The organism is Clostridium sp. DJ247, from assembly GCF_014231265.1.
The window spans coordinates 35,721-52,543 of the sequence record NZ_JABAIW010000023.1 but is presented as its reverse complement, the minus strand read 5'-3'; the positions used below and the strand labels follow the sequence as shown (position 1 = coordinate 52,543).

The following is a 16,823-nucleotide window of genomic DNA, read 5'->3' as shown; positions in this document are numbered from 1 at the left end:
CTAAAATGAAAGAAAAAGATAATTTTCAGATAACAATGGATGTAATTGAGGAGTGTTTAGAATTTATAGATGACCCAAAAAATGAAAAAAGAAAAGAAAAAACAAGTTCTATAAGTAAAAAATAATAGAACTTGTTAAGTTAAATTAATATTATTCTTTATATAAAGAATATTTATTTTCAAGTTTTTAAAATATAAAAACTATTAAAGAAGTTCACACAAGATAAGTAATAGCTGCTAAACAAAAGGGTAAATGGTAAAGTCTCTTGTTACTGTTTCCTTGGCAGCTTCAAAATAACCTTTATCTACAGATTGCAGGTAATCCAAAATAGGCAAAGAAAAGCTGTAGAAGTAAAGGTGTTCCTCTAAAGGCCCAGGTATGTAAACCTAGTATAGCCTTTAGGGGGTTAATCCCTGAAGTTTTTCGTTAAGTCATTCCAAATTACGTCTATATCTTTATTGTTTAAGCTAATTAAAACACCATCCCATTGAATTGGTTTAAATACAACTTTAACTTCCATTCTTTTTGCGGTTTCTTTTGCAAGATCGATATGAAAACTAATAATTTCACCTTTATCATCTTTAAATCCCATTGGAGGAAAGCTGTCATCCAATCCAACAACAAATTCACCTTTTTGTTTCATATCATTCTAAGAGTTATCACCAGTTTGTTTAGTTTGTCCAGAACCTGAAAATAAAATTCCTAACACAAATACAGCTATTGACAATAATATCAGTCTTTTTTTAATTCTTAGTACCTCCGTCTTATAAATTAGAATTACAATAGATATTATACTTTAGTATATTAAAGTTGTAAAGTGTTAGATTCAAGTTTTAAAAATTATATTGCAGTATATATTGCATTACAATTGATAATATATTAGAATAAACTTCGTAGTTCGAATGAAGATAACGGGAGAGAGATGATTTTTATTATCCACCGAAGAAGTTAATCTTTCAGGTTCTAAGTATAGTTGATGACCGTTGTTGGACGAGCCTCTGGAGAGACTCTTTAATGAGCACCGAAGGAGAAAGCCTAAAGGCGAAACTCTCAGGTAAAAGGACAGGGGATAGATAATATTTTTATTATGAGTCGGATATATTACTTATCTGATATCATTTTATCTTTTCTCATTTCTGTCTCTAAAGAATAACATTTTTAAATTTATATGGAGGGATAAAATGGAACAAATCACTAACTTACTCAATCAATTGGACTCTTTTATTTGGGGACCACCTTTATTAGTATTACTGGTAGGAACAGGCGTTTATCTTACTGTACGTCTCGGAATACTTCAGGTATTTAAATTACCACTAGCTTTAAAATATCTTTTTGTTAAAGATAAAAATGATGATAGCGGAGAAGGGGATGTTACAAGCTTTGCTGCTTTGTGTACTGCTTTAGCGGCTACTATAGGAACAGGAAATATAGTAGGTGTTGCTACTGCTATTAAAGCTGGTGGACCTGGTGCTTTATTTTGGATGTGGATGGCTGCATTCTTTGGAATGGCAACAAAATATGCAGAAGGGTTATTAGCAATAAAATATAGGGTTACAGATAAAAATGGACAGATGTCAGGTGGACCTATGTATTATATTGAAAGAGGTCTAGGTATAAAATGGTTGGCAAAATTATTCGCTTTATTTGGCATTGGTGTAGCATTCTTTGGTATAGGAACATTTGCACAGATTAACTCTATAACTCAATCTGTAAATGTATCATATAACGTTCCAATTGTGATTACATCAATTATAATAACTGTGTTAGTTGCACTTGTCACTATTGGAGGTATAAATAGTATATCTAAGGTATCAGAATTAATAGTACCTTTTATGGCTGTTTTTTATGTGTTAACATCTATAATAGTTTTAATTTATAATGCTTCTATGCTTCCTCATTCAATAATGCTAGTAATAAAAGGTGCATTTACTCCAGCTGCAGCAGCAGGAGGATTTTTAGGAGCCACTGTTAAACAAGCTATACAAAATGGTATTGCAAGAGGTGTTTTTTCTAATGAGTCAGGTCTTGGTAGTGCTCCTATTGCAGCAGCTGCTGCTAAAACAAAATCCTGTGTTCGTCAGGGGTTAATATCCATGACAGGAACTTTTTTTGATACTATAGTTATATGTACTATGACTGGATTAGTGCTGATATCTACAGGTGCATGGAGTTCAGAATATAAAGGTGCTGCCATGACTAATTATGCTTTTTCATTAGGATTGCCTATACCTGCAATAGGTAAGTTTGTGGGAACTGTTGGACTTATTTTCTTTGCATTTACGACTATACTAGGATGGAACTATTATGGTGAAAGATGTACTGAATATTTATTTGGAGTAAAAGGAATAAAGCCTTATAGATATATATTTATATTTTTAGTAGCTATTGGTGCGTTCTTAAAACTTGAATTAGTATGGACAATAGCTGATATTGTAAATGGCCTTATGGCAATTCCAAATCTTATAGCTTTAATAGGGTTAAGTGGAGTTATAGTTTCTGAGACTAGGAGTTATTTTAAAGATATTAATTCTAAGAAATCAAAAAAAATTGCATAGATATAGTTTTTCTATATTATGAAATATGATTTACTCTTCTGTATTTGTATAGACATACTTAAAAAATACAGAAGAGTAAATTTTTTTGATGGTTTTATAATTTTAGAGCTTTAGCGGCAGACCTTACTTCATCCTTACCTAATATAGCTGATATAATAGCAATACCTTCTACATTAGTATTTAGTACATCCCTGAAGTTAGTTTCATTGATGCCACCGATAGCTACGGCTGGAATTTTTATATTATCATGAATATTTTTCAATCCATGGATACCTATAGGAACATCAATATCTTTTTTAGTTCCAGTATAGAATATAGCACCAATTCCTAAATAATCAGCACCGCCTTTTTGTGCTTCCATAGCTTCTTCAAGGGTCCCAGTAGATATACCTATAATTTTATCGTTGCCAAGAATAGTTCTGGCTATAGATAAAGGCATATCATCTTGTCCAAGATGTACTCCATCTGCATTAATAGCTTGAGCAATATCTATTCTGTCATTTATAATTAAAGGAACTTTATAGTAATCAGTTACTTTTTTAACTTCTACTGCGACTTTATAAAATTCTCTAGTGGAGATATTTTTTTCTCTTACTTGAACAATAGTAGTTCCTCCAAGAATTGCTTCTTCTACAACAGTTTTTAAGCTTCTACCTTTTAAAAAACTTCTATCTGTTATGAGATATAGACTATAATCTATTGTCATATAACTTTACCTTCCTTCTGTAAATTCTTAATTTTATTCAAAAGACACACCAGCTTTCTTATAAACTTCTATAAAATGTCCTACAGGACCTACACCATGACCTATAGAAAATGAGTTTTCTATAGCTTTTGTTATATATAGCTTTGATAATGAAACAGCTTCCTGTATGCTGTGTTCCTTAGCTAAATGAGAAGCTATGGCAGAAGAAAGGGTACAGCCTGTTCCATGAGTATTTTTTGTATCTATTCTATAACCTTCAAGCGTTATAAAACTGTCATCAGAAAGTAAGATGTCATTAGCATCATTACATCTATGGCCGCCTTTAACAAGTACATTTTTTGCACCCATTTCTTTTATTAGCAAAGCAGCCTCTTTCATAGCAGCTTCATTTTCAATTTTTATACCTGTTAAAACCTCAGTTTCAGGTATATTGGGTGTTACTAGGTCTGCAATAGATATTAGTTGTCTTATAGCTTCTTCTGCTTCTGGTTTAAGTAAGAAATAGCCACTTTTTGATACCATAACCGGATCTACAACTATGTTTTTAGCCTTGTATTCAGTTAGCAGATTTTTTATTATCTCTATAGTTTTGCTATTTGAAACCATACCAATTTTTACAGCATCTACATTTATATCATCAAATATAGAACGTATCTGAGCTTCAATAAGTTCCTGTGTAACTTCCATTACTTTTTGTACACCTAATGTATTTTGTGCAGTTATTGCAGTTATTACGCTCATACCATAGACTCCAAGAGAACTCATGGTTTTTATGTCAGCTTGAATACCAGCTCCGCCGCAACTATCAGACCCTGCAATTGTTAATACTTTTTTCATTTAAACCACCTCTATTTATATGTGTTAGAAAACTTTGAGTTAATACAACCCCTAATCCAGACTTTAAACGAAGAACATTAAGATAATAAGGATAAAACAGTGAAAAAATATATATTATTTTAATTACTAGAATGAAAATAAAAAATGTATTGCAGAAAAGCAATACACTGAAATATACATAACTATAAAGATAATGTTTGCTTCCCTACGCCAGTGTTATCTGGGTCAGGTTCAAAGGGTTAGAGATAACTCTTCTCAGCCTAGAAGGCACCCCCACAAAGGGTTTATTTAATTACCACTATTGTACTATATATATGAAAATATGCAATAGTACAATAGTAATAACTAAAGCATAAGTATTATGCCTTTTAGACAAATATTAAGTCTTTCTTTATAAGCGGGTGCAGTTTTTTTTAGTAGTTATATTATGTTTATTTTCAACTAATACACTTCGAACTTTTTCTTTAACATATTCATTTCCATAGATAATATCTGAGCTTAGTCTACATTTATTTATTATGGATATAAAAGTAAGACTTTTATTTGCTTTAAGTAAGTTGTTGACAGCTCTATTTATTTTTTTGTTTATAACCTGTATTTCCTTGTAATATATAATTTTTTCTAGTATGTAGTTTCTTAATTCAGGATACTTTCGTATTACAAAACGAGTTATACCTGATTTCTCTGCAACTACAGCAAATATCAGTCTTTCGCTGGTAGAACTCATACAAGAAAGAGTAGTATTAATATCAATTTTATACTCTTCTACATCTTTATAATATAAATCTGTAACATTTAGATAATTTTCCATTTCAAATCTCCTTATTCGACAATAAGTACATATCAATCATATTACATTATGGAAATTTTGTAAATTACTTTATTTTTCTACATTACTAATTATATTATTACAAATTATATGTTACAATAGCGACAAATTAATTTTTATAATATAAAGACCACATAGGTTATAAAAAAGTACATAGGTGGTACTTTCTTTATTTTCATTAAAGTATAGAATGTTATTAGAAGAATTATTAAGTTGCATGGAGGAAATATAAATGAAAATAGGCGTTATTATGGGAGGAATATCCTCTGAGAGAGAAGTATCGTTAAAATCTGGAAAAGAAATAGCAGGTTATTTAAATAAAGATAAATATGAAATAGTTCCTATAATTATAGATAAAAAGTATGATGTTATAGAAAAAACTAAAGATTTAGATTTTGCATTCCTTGCACTTCACGGCAAGTTTGGAGAAGATGGAACGGTTCAAGCGGTGCTTGAAACTATGGATATACCTTACTCAGGGTGTGGTCCTTTAACTAGTGGAGTTTGTATGGATAAGGATACCACTAAAAAGGTGTTAAAATCAGCAGGTATAAACACTGCAGATTGGTTGTCTGTTAAAAGTGTAGAAGAACTAGATTATAGTTATATAGAAAAGATGGGATACCCAGTAGTAGTAAAACCTAATTGTGGAGGTTCTAGTGTAGCTACTAATATAGTTAAAAGTAAAGAAGGTATAGAAAGTGCTGTAAAATTAGCATTAGATTATGATAACGAAGTTATGATAGAAGAATATATTAAGGGCGATGAAATAACTTGTTGTATATTAGATGGAAAAATGCTTCCTATAATTGCAATAAAACCAAAGTCAGAGTTTTTTGATTACACTGCAAAATATTCAGATGGTGGATCAGATGAAATTATAGTTGAATTTGAAAAAGAGCTGCAGGCTAAAATTGAAGAAATGGCTTTGCAGTGTTGGAAGGCTCTAAAGTGTAGTGTATATGTTAGAGTTGATATGATAATAAAGGAAGGTGTACCTTATATACTTGAGCTTAACACTTTACCAGGAATGACTAAAAATAGCTTGTTTCCAAAGAGTGCAAAGGCTGTGGATATGAGTTTTGCAGAATTGTTAGATGAAATAATTGAAATTTCATTAAAACAAAAAAGGTAGATGTATAAATTAAATTTAAGCTGTGGGTATCTATATTAATTAAATATAAAAATTACAGTTAGATTAATATAAATTTAATAATATAATTAATGCGTAATTGATAAGTATCATATATTAAAAGTGAAATAATGATAAATATGTAATAAATCATTTGTAAAAAATTATACCTTGAATAAAAAAATCAAAATAGTATTGACGTGATATTTATTGGTTGATATAATCTAAACAATGAATTTAATAATAAGTACTTACTTATCAAGAGTGGTGGAGGGACTGGCCCTATGAAGCCCAGCAACCAGTATTGTTTCATTTAATAATACAGTGGTGCTAAATCCTACAGTGTAAGCTGGAAGATGAGGATAACGTTGAGATTTTAAACTCGAGGTTTTCCTCGAGTTTTAATTTTTTTAAATAAGAACAAGGCCGGCCAATTAAAGTACTTTTGTTCTTATGCAATTATTGATTGTTTACATTGATAAGTTAAGACTATATTTAAAGTTAAAAAGAAAGTAAAGCATTTGAATAGAGAATTATTAGGAGGAATTTTATTATGAAAAAAGGAAAAATTTTATCAATAGCTGTATCAGCTTTGCTTGTTTTAGGATTAGCTGGTTGTGGACAAAAACAAGAGGCTGCTAAGCAAAATGATACTAGTAAAGAAACTAAAAAGGTTATAAAAGTAGGTGCATCACCAACACCACATGCAGAAATACTTAAGGAAGTAGTAAAGCCACTACTTGTAAAAGAAGGCTATGATCTTCAAATTGTTGAATTTACAGACTATGTAATACCAAATACATCTTTAGATAGTGGAGAACTTGATGCAAATTTCTTTCAACATATACCTTACTTAACTTCATTTAATAAAGAAAAGCATACTGATTTAGATTACACTGTTAAAGTTCATTTAGAGCCAATGGGAGTATACTCAAAGAAGGTTAAAAAATTAGATGAACTTAAAGATGGAGCAACAATTGCAATACCAAACGATCCATCAAATGGTGCTAGAGCATTAAAAGTATTACAAGCTTCAGCTGTTATAAAGTTAAAAGATGGAGATCTTGTATCTAAGTTAGATATTACAGAAAATAAGAAGAATATTAAAATAACAGAATTAGAGGCAGCACAACTTCCAAGAGTTATAGGTGATGTAGATGCAGCAGTTATAAATACTAACTATGCAATTCCAGCTGGATTAAATCCAACAAAAGATGCTATAGCTATAGAATCAAAGGATTCACCTTATGCTAATGTACTTGCTGTTAGAACAAAAGACAAAGATCAACCATATATACAAGCTCTTTCCAAGGCTTTGACTTCCCCAGAAGTTAAAAAGTATATAGAAGATAAATACAAAGGAAGCATAGTACCAGCATTTTAAAGTTTATAGTTTATATTGCTAAGTATATAGGAATAAAACCTCTTTCTAAGGTAAATCTAATATTAAGAAAGGGGTGTGTAACCGTATGACCAAAGGCGGTATAAATAAACAAGACGTAAATATTGGTACAAAAAGAACTAATAAAAGTGATGTTCAAGAAAAGCACGTAAAGAATAGAAAAAAGCCTAAACAATAGTAGATAAAAACTCAGTACTTACTAGGTGCTGAGTTTTTTATTACATTATGAATTTAATAGACCTTTGATAAACTCGCTTTTCTCAAACAAATCTAAAGGTCTAAACACCTTTCAAATACTTAGCTAAGACCATAAAGAAAAGTATTTAAATGATCTTCAGAATTGTCAGTATATTTCCTAGTATAAGTGAAGTTATGAAATTGGATATCTATACGAGGTTTCAACTTTAGAACCTCATCTAGGTGTTGGTATATGTTACCGGTTCTTTGCGTCATAAATACTTTTTAATAAGTTTAAATCTCAAATTTAATTAAAGAGTCAGAATCTATGATTTTGATATGGTTGCTTACTCTGTGAGTACGCCTCTGACACAAAAAAGAGAAGTTTCATAATAATAGTGTAGCTTTGTAAAAAAAGTTTAACCGTTTATAAAAAGTGAAGCCATATTCAAAAGGTTATACCAAGATATAGTTGAACTGCGAACTATTTGAATAAGCTTTTAATATATTCTAGTTGTTTATCTTTATCTATTTGACTTCTTGAAGCTTTTGGCTGACCACCACCACCGAATTGTTTTGCCACTAATCCTAAATCAATATTATCTTTTATACCTCTATAGCTAACAGTTTTATTACCAATCAGAGCAATAAAATCAAATTCAGTAAACTTTTCAGCTAAATAGTTCCCTAGTTCAGATATATATTGATCTGCAAAAACTGCTCCAACATTGTAATTTTCAATTTTAATATTGACTAATTCTTTTGATTTCAACTCAAAGTATTGCTCTTTCTTATCCCTATCCAATTCAAGCATTAGTAAGTCTGTATCATCAAAATCAAAAGCTTCTTCAGTTGTTAACTTATTAATGATTCTATCAACAAATTTCTGTATGCCATATAAACCAAGTAAATTATTCCATTTATTAGGGTTATCATTTTTATAAACTGTTTTCCATTCCCATGTATCATATTGCCTTACAGTTTCCACAAAATCTTTTATTTTTTTATTACTTAACTTTACGTTATAATGTAATGATTGAAGTATGTGCTTATAAAATAAACTTGTTCCACTACATTTACCTAGTTCATTTTCAACTTCAATGTCACACCACCAATATTTTTCTAAGTGTAGTGCAGTAGGATGATGATCTATTAAAGTGAAAGATTCGCACAGGTTAAATCCAGGTTCAAATACTTCAGGTTCAGTATTATTGATTATTTCAGCAAGTTCAAGAGTTATTGATATATCAGTTATATAAACATGATCATAGTTATCGTAACCTTTGTTATCTATAAAAGCTTTAACCTTGCTATTTATATCTTCATAACCGCAATATTCAATATCGGCCTTATCAAAACACAATAGTCCTAAAACAGCACACCCTATTCCATCTAAATCATTATGAGTAAATATTTTTATATTCATTTAGTAACCTCCTATAAATTCGTATAATTATCATGTTTTGAACAAACTATTCCATAGGCGTAAAGCTAAACCAGTTATATACAAATAATATAGCATCTTCAATTTCAAATGTATCTAACAGTTTATTTTTAAAGCTATATACTGTTTGTATTTTAAGTGCTGATTCTGAATTCCATTTTGTACCAAATCCTCTATAAATATCTCTTAATGAATCACTAGTTTTAATTATACTACTATCGCAGATTTTTATATCGTTAAAAATCTTAAATATTTCTATATGGTTATGTTTAATTGTTTTAAGTATGTTATCTTCGATAATATGTCTAAGAATAGATTCTAAGAATTCAAAACCTACTTTAAGTTTATTTTCCAAAGCCTGTCTGGACAAAGTTAGTCCAGATACTGTTTCTTGGCAAAAATCTGCTATGTTTCTCAATGAAATATTTTGAAGACTATATACGCCAAATGTAAATGCTTTAAAAAATGTAAAACCATCTAACTTACTATTTCTTTTAGTGAATTTAACAGCTAATGACAAATTATTAATAATCTTCTTTGAAAGATTATTAATAATTTTTTCTATTTTAGCCATGCTATCTACTGAGTTAATATTCTTCATAAAAGTTATTCCTTTTTATTTATTATAATATTAGGAGTAGCTTTTTTCTTTATATTTATACTATAGATATAATGGTTTAGTACCAATATTAGGTTTGGATTTACGCCTATGCAAACTATTCTATAAAAATATTATACTCAAATGCATTTAAATAAAGTTTTACTCAAATTTTTTATAAAATTTATGTTTTAAATTCACGGATTTAGACTAATGTCTAAGGTTTTTTTAAAATTTTCGCTAAGACTGATTAAAAATATTTAAATTTGACTTCAACATTAGTGATATACTCCTGAGTATAAGTAAAATTCAAGTTATGATTATTCATAAAATAAGAAAATCTTTATTTATAGTCATATTTGTGTGAAAATATATATAGAGGTGAAAATATGTTTTTAGATATAAAATTAGATAAAAATACGCCTGTATATATTCAAATCAAAGATTATATAAAGGATATGATACTTAGAGGTATGATAAGAAGTGGCGAAAAGCTTCCATCTACTAGGGAATTGTCCTCTGTTTTAAAGGTAAGTAGAAATACAATAATATGTGCATATCAGTATCTCGAAGAAGAAGGATTTGTATACATGCAAAAAGGTAAGGGTGCTTTTATTGCAGATATTAAGATAAATCCTCAGGAGAAATGGAGCATTGATTGGGGTTGTCATATAAACAACTTAGCAAGGGTTTCTCAAGAATTAGATATTGTAAAGCATGAGGCTAAGTGGAAAAAAGGAATGATATCTTTTAAAAGTATAGCTCCAGATCAAAGTCTTTTTGATATAGAGGAAGTAAAGAGAGCTTTTTTAAATAGGTTGTCTATTGAGGGGGAAAAAATATTAAATTATGGATATGCTCAAGGGTATAAACCTCTCATTGAATATCTATTAAAATATATGAAAAATAAAGGTGTAAATGTACAAGGAAAGAATCTTATTATAACTAACGGTTTTACTGAAGGCTTTGATTTAATTTTATCTTGCTTAACTAATAATGGAGATAAGATACTTTGTGAAAATCCAACTCATAATACTGCTATAAAGATAATGAAACTTCATAATCTAGAGGTTGTAGGAATAGACATGGACAGAGATGGTATAAATATTGATAAGTTAAAGAGGACTTTAGAGAAAGATAATTTTAAGCTTTCATATTTGATTCCATCCTACCATAACCCTACTGGAATTGTCATGTCTGCAGAAAAAAGAGTGGAGGTATATAAGATTCTTAGGGACTATAATATACCAATAATTGAAGACGGATTTAATGAAGAATTAAGATATTCAGGAACTCATGTGTCGCCTATTGCGGCATTAAGTGGAGAAGGTAACAGTGTTATATACATAGGAAGCTTTTCCAAAATACTTTTTCCAGGTATGAGAATAGGTTGGATACTAGGAGATAGTAAGTTAATAGATTATTTAGAAAGTGTAAAAAGGGCTAGAAACATTCATACATCATCCTTAGACCAAGCGATATTCTATGAATATCTTCAAGGTGGCACTTTTGAAAGATATATAAAAAAATCTAGAAAAGTTTATAAAGAAAAATATGAGTATGCAGTAGAATGTGCTAAAAAATATATTTTATGTAGTGAAATACTTGGTGAAGGTGGACTTCATATATTTATAAAGTTAAATGGAATAGATGCAAGAGAAGTATTAGATCAGTGCTGTAAGAGGGGAGTAATTTTTACTCCAGGAGACATATTTTACACAGATAACAAGGGGAAAAACACTCTGAGACTTGGATTTTCTAGAGTTTCTAAAAAACACATTGAAGATGGATTTAAAATAATAGGTGAAGTTGTAGCTGCACTGCAAGAAGGGAAGCCTTAAACTTAATTAATATACTCGTTAGCTTCTAAACTTGTACTTTAAAGCTTTGTAAAATACAGGGGAATATGGTTGTGAAAAGTGTATTTAAGTAGTAAGCTTTATATAGATATATTATTGAGTTAAAATAGTTAGGAGCAAACTAACGTAAGTTATTATAGAACAGGAGAGTGTTTATGAGTTATAAATTAGTCTGTATCGATATGGATGGCACACTTTTAAACAGCAAAAGAAAAATAACAGAAAATACAAGAAGTGTATTAAAAAATGCACATAATAATGGAGTTCATATTGTTATAACTACAGGCAGAATATATGATAACGCAGAATACTACTCTGACCTTATAGGGGTTAAGTCGCCAGTTATTGCAGCCAATGGAGCCTTTATAAAAGAAAAAGATAAAGATGAAATTATATATAAGAGTATACTTGGTAAAAAATTATCTACAAAAATATTAAATATTTGCAGCAAATATGAAGCGGCATTAGAGTTTCATACTTCGCAGAAAATGTATCTTGGAAATAAGTTAGATAAATCTATTATTAATCTTCTTATGCAGAAAACTTTGCTTAAGGAAGAAAAAATAGAAATAATACATGTAAAAAATATAGAACAATGGAAAACTATTTTACATAATGAAGAGGAGAATATAGTCAAATGCATAATTTCTAATAGGAATGAAGAGGAGTTACAAAAAATTAGAAATGAAGTAGAGAAACTGGATGATGTAGAAGTGGTTAGTTCTGCAAGAGATAACATAGAAATTACTTGTAAAGGAACTTCTAAAGGAAGGGCAGTTGAAATTTTAGCTGGTTATTATAACTTGAAAAGAGAAGAGATAATAGCTATTGGAGATAGTGAAAATGATCTTTCAATGATAGAATATGCAGGTCTTGGAGTGGCTATGGGAAACGCAATAGATCTAGTAAAGAGAAAAGCCAACTATATAACAGACACCAATGATGAAGAAGGTGTAGCAAAGGCTGTTAATAAGTTTATAATGAATATATAGAGTTTCAAGTCTGAAACCCTATATAGAACTGGAACTTTTAAATTTAATTTATTCCACATAGCATATTACTAGATTATGCCACTGATAAATAGTATAATTAAAATAAATTTATTTTTTGTTATTTCATAATATATAATAATAGTAAGAATGTCAGATTATTTTACTAGGAAAGGAGAGCTTATGAAAGTTTCAACTAAAGGTAGATATGGGTTAAAAGCTCTTATTGACTTAGCTATATATTCAAAATCTGAGGTAGTTACACTAAAAAGTATTTCAGATAGACAAAATCTTTCAGAGGGATATTTAGAACAAATTTTTTCCGCTTTGAGAAAAAGTGGCTTTGTAATAGGGAGAAAAGGATCTCAAGGAGGCTATTTATTATCTAAGCCGGCAAATCAATTTACTATTGGTGAAATATTAAGAGCTCTAGAGGGAAAACTAGCTTTAGTAGATGTAGATGAAACAACTACTACTGATAAATTAGATAAATACATAAATAAAAATCTATGGAACATTATAAATAATAAAATAAACAATTATTTTGATTCTATTACTTTAGAGGATTTAGTTAACAAATATATGAGTGAAAAAGATAATATTATGTACTATATATAATTTATAAAATAAGAATTTAAATTCTAGGAGTTCAAGGTTTTCCTTGGCTTTAATTTGTATAATTTAAGATTCTACGTTATAATAAATAAAAATTATGAATTTAAAACCTATTGTTAAAAGTTCAAATATGGTGTTGACATTAAACCAATTACCAATTATAATTTACTTAACATATAGGAATAGTAGGAAATGCTTTGATGAGAAGAGTAAGCTATTAGGAAACTTTCAGAGAGAAATCTTTTTAGGTGTGAGAGATTTTGAGTTGAAAATAGTTGAAGTGCATCTCGGAGCTCTGAATTGAAGTTTAGTAGACTTCAGCGGATATGCCCGTTAAAGCATAAAAAGTAAGTTGTATTGATAGTTAGATTTATCACGTTTTTTTAAGATCATGATAAACAGAGTGGAACTGTGGAAGTTAACTTCTACCTCTGTAGAGAGGTAGAAGTTTTTTGTTTTATGGTATTTAAAAATTTACTAAAAAATTGAAAAAGTAATAATATTAATTGACAATTTAGTAAGAAAACAGTATAATATGTAGATATAAGTCGGATGTTTGTAACTTTGAAATATGTTACATATTCTTATCAAGAGCGGTGGAGGGACTGGCCCTATGAAGCCCGACAACCAACATTCTCATTCGAGTGTAACGGTGTCAATTCCTGCGGAATTACAGATATTCTGAGAGATAAGAAAAATGCTTAATTTAACTTGAAATAGTTTCAACTTAGATAAAAGGCTGTTTTTCTTATACTTGATAAGACAGCCTTTTATTTTTTATATATAATTATAGTATTAATAATAAAATACTAAGAATATTACAAGTTGTAAAATTATTATACAAAAAAGATGTAAAATTTTTATAAAATTAATAATAAATATTTTCGTTTGAAAAGATGGTTTAACTATTTTTCGTGATTTTTAGATGAGTATACTCATCTACATAATTTCTACATAAAAGTTTGATATTATAAAAAAGATGTGAAGTAATTTATAAATAATTTGGGGATATTCAATATTCCCTTAACTAAAAATATGAGGTGATTTTATGGATATAAAGGCAACTAATATAGTTTGGCACAATATGAATATTAAGAGGGAACACAGAGAAAATCTTTTAAAACAAAAGGGAAAGTTAATTTGGTTTACAGGACTTTCTGGATCAGGTAAGTCTACTGTAGCTTCAGCTCTTGAAAGTAAACTGCATAATATGGGCAAGCTCACTTACCTTTTAGATGGAGATAATGTAAGACACGGATTAAACTCCGATCTTGGATTTACAAAAGAGGATAGAATAGAGAACATAAGAAGAATAGCGGAAGTTTCAAAGCTTTTTGTAGATGCTGGGATTATTACCATAGGTACTTTTGTTTCTCCATTTAGAGAGGATAGAGAGAAGGTTAGAAAGTTACTAGGAGAAGATTTTATAGAAGTTTTCGTAGATTGTCCTTTAGAAGTTTGTGAACAAAGAGATCCAAAGGGTATATATAAAAAAGCTAGAAGCGGACAAATAAAAAACTTTACAGGAATAGACTCTCCTTATGAGAAACCTGAAAATCCTGAATTAATAGTATCTACACATTTAAATAGTTTAGAACAGTGTGTAGAATCTATTATAAGTTATCTCAATGATAACTAAAGTTAAACAATAGATATAGTTTAAAATAAAAATTAGGGAGTGACAGGATGGGACTAAATTTTGAAGTTTTAAATACTGATATTTTAGTAGTAGGAGGAGGAGCAGCCGGATGCTTTGCAGCACTTACTGCCGCTGAGGACCCTTCAATTCAGGTAATAATAGCAGAAAAAGCAAATATAAAAAGAAGTGGATGTCTTGCAGCAGGAGTTAATGCATTAAACGCATATATAGTAGATGGAGAAACTCCTGAATCCTTTGTTGATTATGTAAAAGAAGAATTTCATAACGTAGTTAGAGAAGATTTAATATATACTATAGCTAAAAAACTAAATGAAGTTACTAAAAAGGTAGAAGATATGGGACTTCCTATCTTGAAAGATGATAATGGAAAGTATGTTTCAAGAGGAAAGAGAAGTATAAAGATAAACGGAGAAAATATTAAACCTATACTAGCAGATGCAGTAAATAAAGAGAAAAACATTAAAATTTTAAATGGATTAAATATTATAGACTACATAGTAAAAGATGGAAAAGTGATAGGTGCCTATGGATTTTCAATTTACCAAGAAAAGTTCTTTGTAATTTATTCAAAAGCGGTTATATGTACTACAGGGGGAGCAGCAGGTATATACAAGCCTAATAACCCTACATTTTCAAGACACAAAATGTGGTACAGCCCTTTTAATACAGGTGCAGGCTATGCTATGGGCATAAGAGCTGGCGCAGAGATGACTACTTTTGAAATGAGATTTATAGCTTTAAGATGTAAAGATACTATAGCTCCTACAGGTACTATAGCTCAAGGTGTAAGAACACCACAAGTAAACAGCTCTGAGGAACGTTATGTTGCTAATTATGGAAAAGGTACTACAATTAATAGACTTTACTCAACTGTAATGGAGAATCTAGAAGGCAGAGGACCTTGTTTTTTAAAAACTAAAGACATAACTAAAGAACAAGAACAAGAATTGTTTAAAGCATATTTAAATATGGCACCAGCTCAAACCTTAAAGTGGGTAGATAGTAATACTTCCCCATCTACTGAGAATGTTGAAATTGAAGGAACTGAACCTTATATAGTAGGTGGACACACTGCTAGTGGATATTGGGTAGATACCAATAGAAAAACTACTATAGATGGGTTATATGCGGCTGGAGATGTAACAGGAGGAAGTCCTAAGAAATATGTAACAGGTTGTTTTGCTGAAGGAGAAATAGCTGCACAAGCTGCACTTAAATATATAGCAAAAGTAGAACAACAGACATTAGATAATGCAGAAATAGAAAATAAACTAAAAGAAGTTAATAAATTTTTTCAAAATGTAGATGCTACTTATACTATAGATCAAGTGGAAGAAGCTATGCAGAAAATAATGGATGAGTATGCTGGTGGAATATCACAAAACTATGTTTATACTAAGAGAAAATTAACTATTGCAGCTAAGAGAATTGATGAATTAATAGAAATAACTAATAAATTAAAAGCTAATGATTGCCACGAGCTACTATTTATATATGAAATAATTGATCGCTTATATGTGGCAAAAGTGCTTATAGCTCATCTTATAGCAAGAACTGAAACTCGTTGGAGATGTTATCAAGAAAACGCAGATTTCCCTAAAAAGGATGATGAAAACTGGCTCAAATATGTTAACTCCATATATAAAGATGGAAACATTGAAATTGTACTAAGGGATTTAGTTGGAAGGGATGAGGTCTATGAGTATAAAAATTAATAAAGAAAAATGTGTAGGTTGTAGTAGATGTATAGATGTTTGTCCAGGTAGCTTGATTTATAAAGATAAAGATGGAAAAGCATATATCAAATATGAAAAAAATTGTTGGGGATGCACAGCTTGTCTTAAAGAATGCGGAGCAGCAGCTATTAAGTATTATTTGGGAGCCGATATAGGTGGGAATGGTGCTTATTTATATGTAAAGCAGAAAAAAGAAGAATTAAGCTGGCACATTGTGGATAAAAACAATAATGAGACTGTAATAAGCACAAACAGGAAAGAGTCAAATAAATATTAAGGAGGGG

The 16,823-nt window shown here is 29.7% G+C and carries 13 protein-coding genes, 3 pseudogenes and 5 riboswitches; of the genes and pseudogenes, 9 read left to right on the top strand and 7 right to left on the bottom strand.

Features of this window, described 5'->3' with window-relative positions; translation table 11 throughout:
- Positions 1-309: 309 nt before the first annotated feature.
- Together HGI79_RS22790 and HGI79_RS10940 are read right to left on the bottom strand one after the other, a co-directional pair.
- A pseudogene (locus tag HGI79_RS22790) lies at positions 310-423 on the bottom strand (amino acid ABC transporter permease); the annotation flags it as partial.
- A gap of 1 nt (position 424) precedes the next feature.
- Positions 425-700: pseudogene (locus HGI79_RS10940) on the bottom strand (transporter substrate-binding domain-containing protein); the annotation flags it as partial.
- Between the two features lie 202 nt (positions 701-902).
- A riboswitch (glycine riboswitch) is annotated at positions 903-983 on the top strand.
- 5 nt (positions 984-988) lie between these two features.
- Positions 989-1,076, top strand: a riboswitch (glycine riboswitch).
- Positions 1,077-1,181: 105 nt separating this feature from the next.
- Here HGI79_RS10940 and HGI79_RS10935 point away from each other — a divergent pair.
- Positions 1,182-2,555, top strand: coding sequence for a sodium:alanine symporter family protein (locus HGI79_RS10935; protein WP_185650721.1), 1,374 nt, complete (start codon positions 1,182-1,184; stop codon positions 2,553-2,555).
- 94 nt (positions 2,556-2,649) lie between these two features.
- Here HGI79_RS10935 and thiE read toward each other — a convergent pair whose 3' ends face one another.
- The 3 genes from thiE to HGI79_RS10920 form a co-directional block, all read right to left on the bottom strand.
- Positions 2,650-3,261 (bottom strand): thiamine phosphate synthase, encoded by a 612-nt coding sequence (gene thiE / locus HGI79_RS10930; RefSeq protein ID WP_185650720.1) that lies wholly within the window; start codon positions 3,259-3,261, stop codon positions 2,650-2,652.
- Positions 3,262-3,294: 33 nt separating this feature from the next.
- Positions 3,295-4,098, bottom strand: coding sequence for a bifunctional hydroxymethylpyrimidine kinase/phosphomethylpyrimidine kinase (gene thiD / locus HGI79_RS10925; RefSeq protein WP_185650719.1), 804 nt, complete (start codon positions 4,096-4,098; stop codon positions 3,295-3,297).
- Positions 4,099-4,282: 184 nt separating this feature from the next.
- Positions 4,283-4,383: riboswitch (TPP riboswitch) on the bottom strand.
- A 106-nt stretch (positions 4,384-4,489) separates the two neighbouring features.
- A complete protein-coding gene (locus tag HGI79_RS10920) occupies positions 4,490-4,909 on the bottom strand; it encodes a hypothetical protein (RefSeq protein ID WP_185650718.1) in 420 nt (139 codons plus the stop codon).
- Between the two features lie 250 nt (positions 4,910-5,159).
- On the opposite strand from HGI79_RS10920, the gene HGI79_RS10915 reads away from it, so the two are divergent.
- Positions 5,160-6,062 (top strand): D-alanine--D-alanine ligase, encoded by a 903-nt coding sequence (locus HGI79_RS10915; RefSeq protein WP_185650717.1) that lies wholly within the window; start codon positions 5,160-5,162, stop codon positions 6,060-6,062.
- Positions 6,063-6,311: 249 nt separating this feature from the next.
- A riboswitch (SAM riboswitch) is annotated at positions 6,312-6,422 on the top strand.
- Between the two features lie 190 nt (positions 6,423-6,612).
- Positions 6,613-7,443 (top strand): MetQ/NlpA family ABC transporter substrate-binding protein, encoded by an 831-nt coding sequence (locus HGI79_RS10910; protein ID WP_185650716.1) that lies wholly within the window; start codon positions 6,613-6,615, stop codon positions 7,441-7,443.
- A 679-nt stretch (positions 7,444-8,122) separates the two neighbouring features.
- Here the strand turns inward: HGI79_RS10910 and HGI79_RS10905 are convergent.
- Both HGI79_RS10905 and HGI79_RS10900 read right to left on the bottom strand, forming a co-directional pair.
- Positions 8,123-9,064 (bottom strand): DHH family phosphoesterase, encoded by a 942-nt coding sequence (locus HGI79_RS10905; protein ID WP_185650715.1) that lies wholly within the window; start codon positions 9,062-9,064, stop codon positions 8,123-8,125.
- A 94-nt stretch (positions 9,065-9,158) separates the two neighbouring features.
- Positions 9,159-9,683: pseudogene (locus HGI79_RS10900) on the bottom strand (IS4 family transposase); the annotation flags it as partial.
- 386 nt (positions 9,684-10,069) lie between these two features.
- Between HGI79_RS10900 and HGI79_RS10895 the strand changes: the two are divergent.
- The 6 genes from HGI79_RS10895 to HGI79_RS10870 all read left to right on the top strand — a co-directional run bounded on the left by HGI79_RS10895 (position 10,070) and on the right by HGI79_RS10870 (position 16,816).
- Entirely contained in the window at positions 10,070-11,521 is a 1,452-nt protein-coding gene (locus HGI79_RS10895) for a PLP-dependent aminotransferase family protein (RefSeq protein WP_185650713.1), read from the top strand.
- 173 nt (positions 11,522-11,694) lie between these two features.
- Positions 11,695-12,531 (top strand): Cof-type HAD-IIB family hydrolase, encoded by an 837-nt coding sequence (locus HGI79_RS10890; RefSeq protein WP_185650712.1) that lies wholly within the window; start codon positions 11,695-11,697, stop codon positions 12,529-12,531.
- A gap of 180 nt (positions 12,532-12,711) precedes the next feature.
- Entirely contained in the window at positions 12,712-13,146 is a 435-nt protein-coding gene (locus HGI79_RS10885; RefSeq protein ID WP_185650711.1) for an Rrf2 family transcriptional regulator, read from the top strand.
- 578 nt (positions 13,147-13,724) lie between these two features.
- Positions 13,725-13,838: riboswitch (SAM riboswitch) on the top strand.
- A gap of 353 nt (positions 13,839-14,191) precedes the next feature.
- A complete protein-coding gene (cysC, locus tag HGI79_RS10880) occupies positions 14,192-14,782 on the top strand; it encodes an adenylyl-sulfate kinase (protein ID WP_185650710.1) in 591 nt (196 codons plus the stop codon).
- 47 nt (positions 14,783-14,829) lie between these two features.
- Positions 14,830-16,518 (top strand): adenylyl-sulfate reductase subunit alpha, encoded by a 1,689-nt coding sequence (locus tag HGI79_RS10875; protein WP_185650709.1) that lies wholly within the window; start codon positions 14,830-14,832, stop codon positions 16,516-16,518.
- A complete protein-coding gene (locus tag HGI79_RS10870; protein WP_185650708.1) occupies positions 16,502-16,816 on the top strand; it encodes a ferredoxin family protein in 315 nt (104 codons plus the stop codon). Before HGI79_RS10875 ends, HGI79_RS10870 begins: the two co-directional genes overlap by 17 nt.
- Positions 16,817-16,823: the final 7 nt, after the last annotated feature.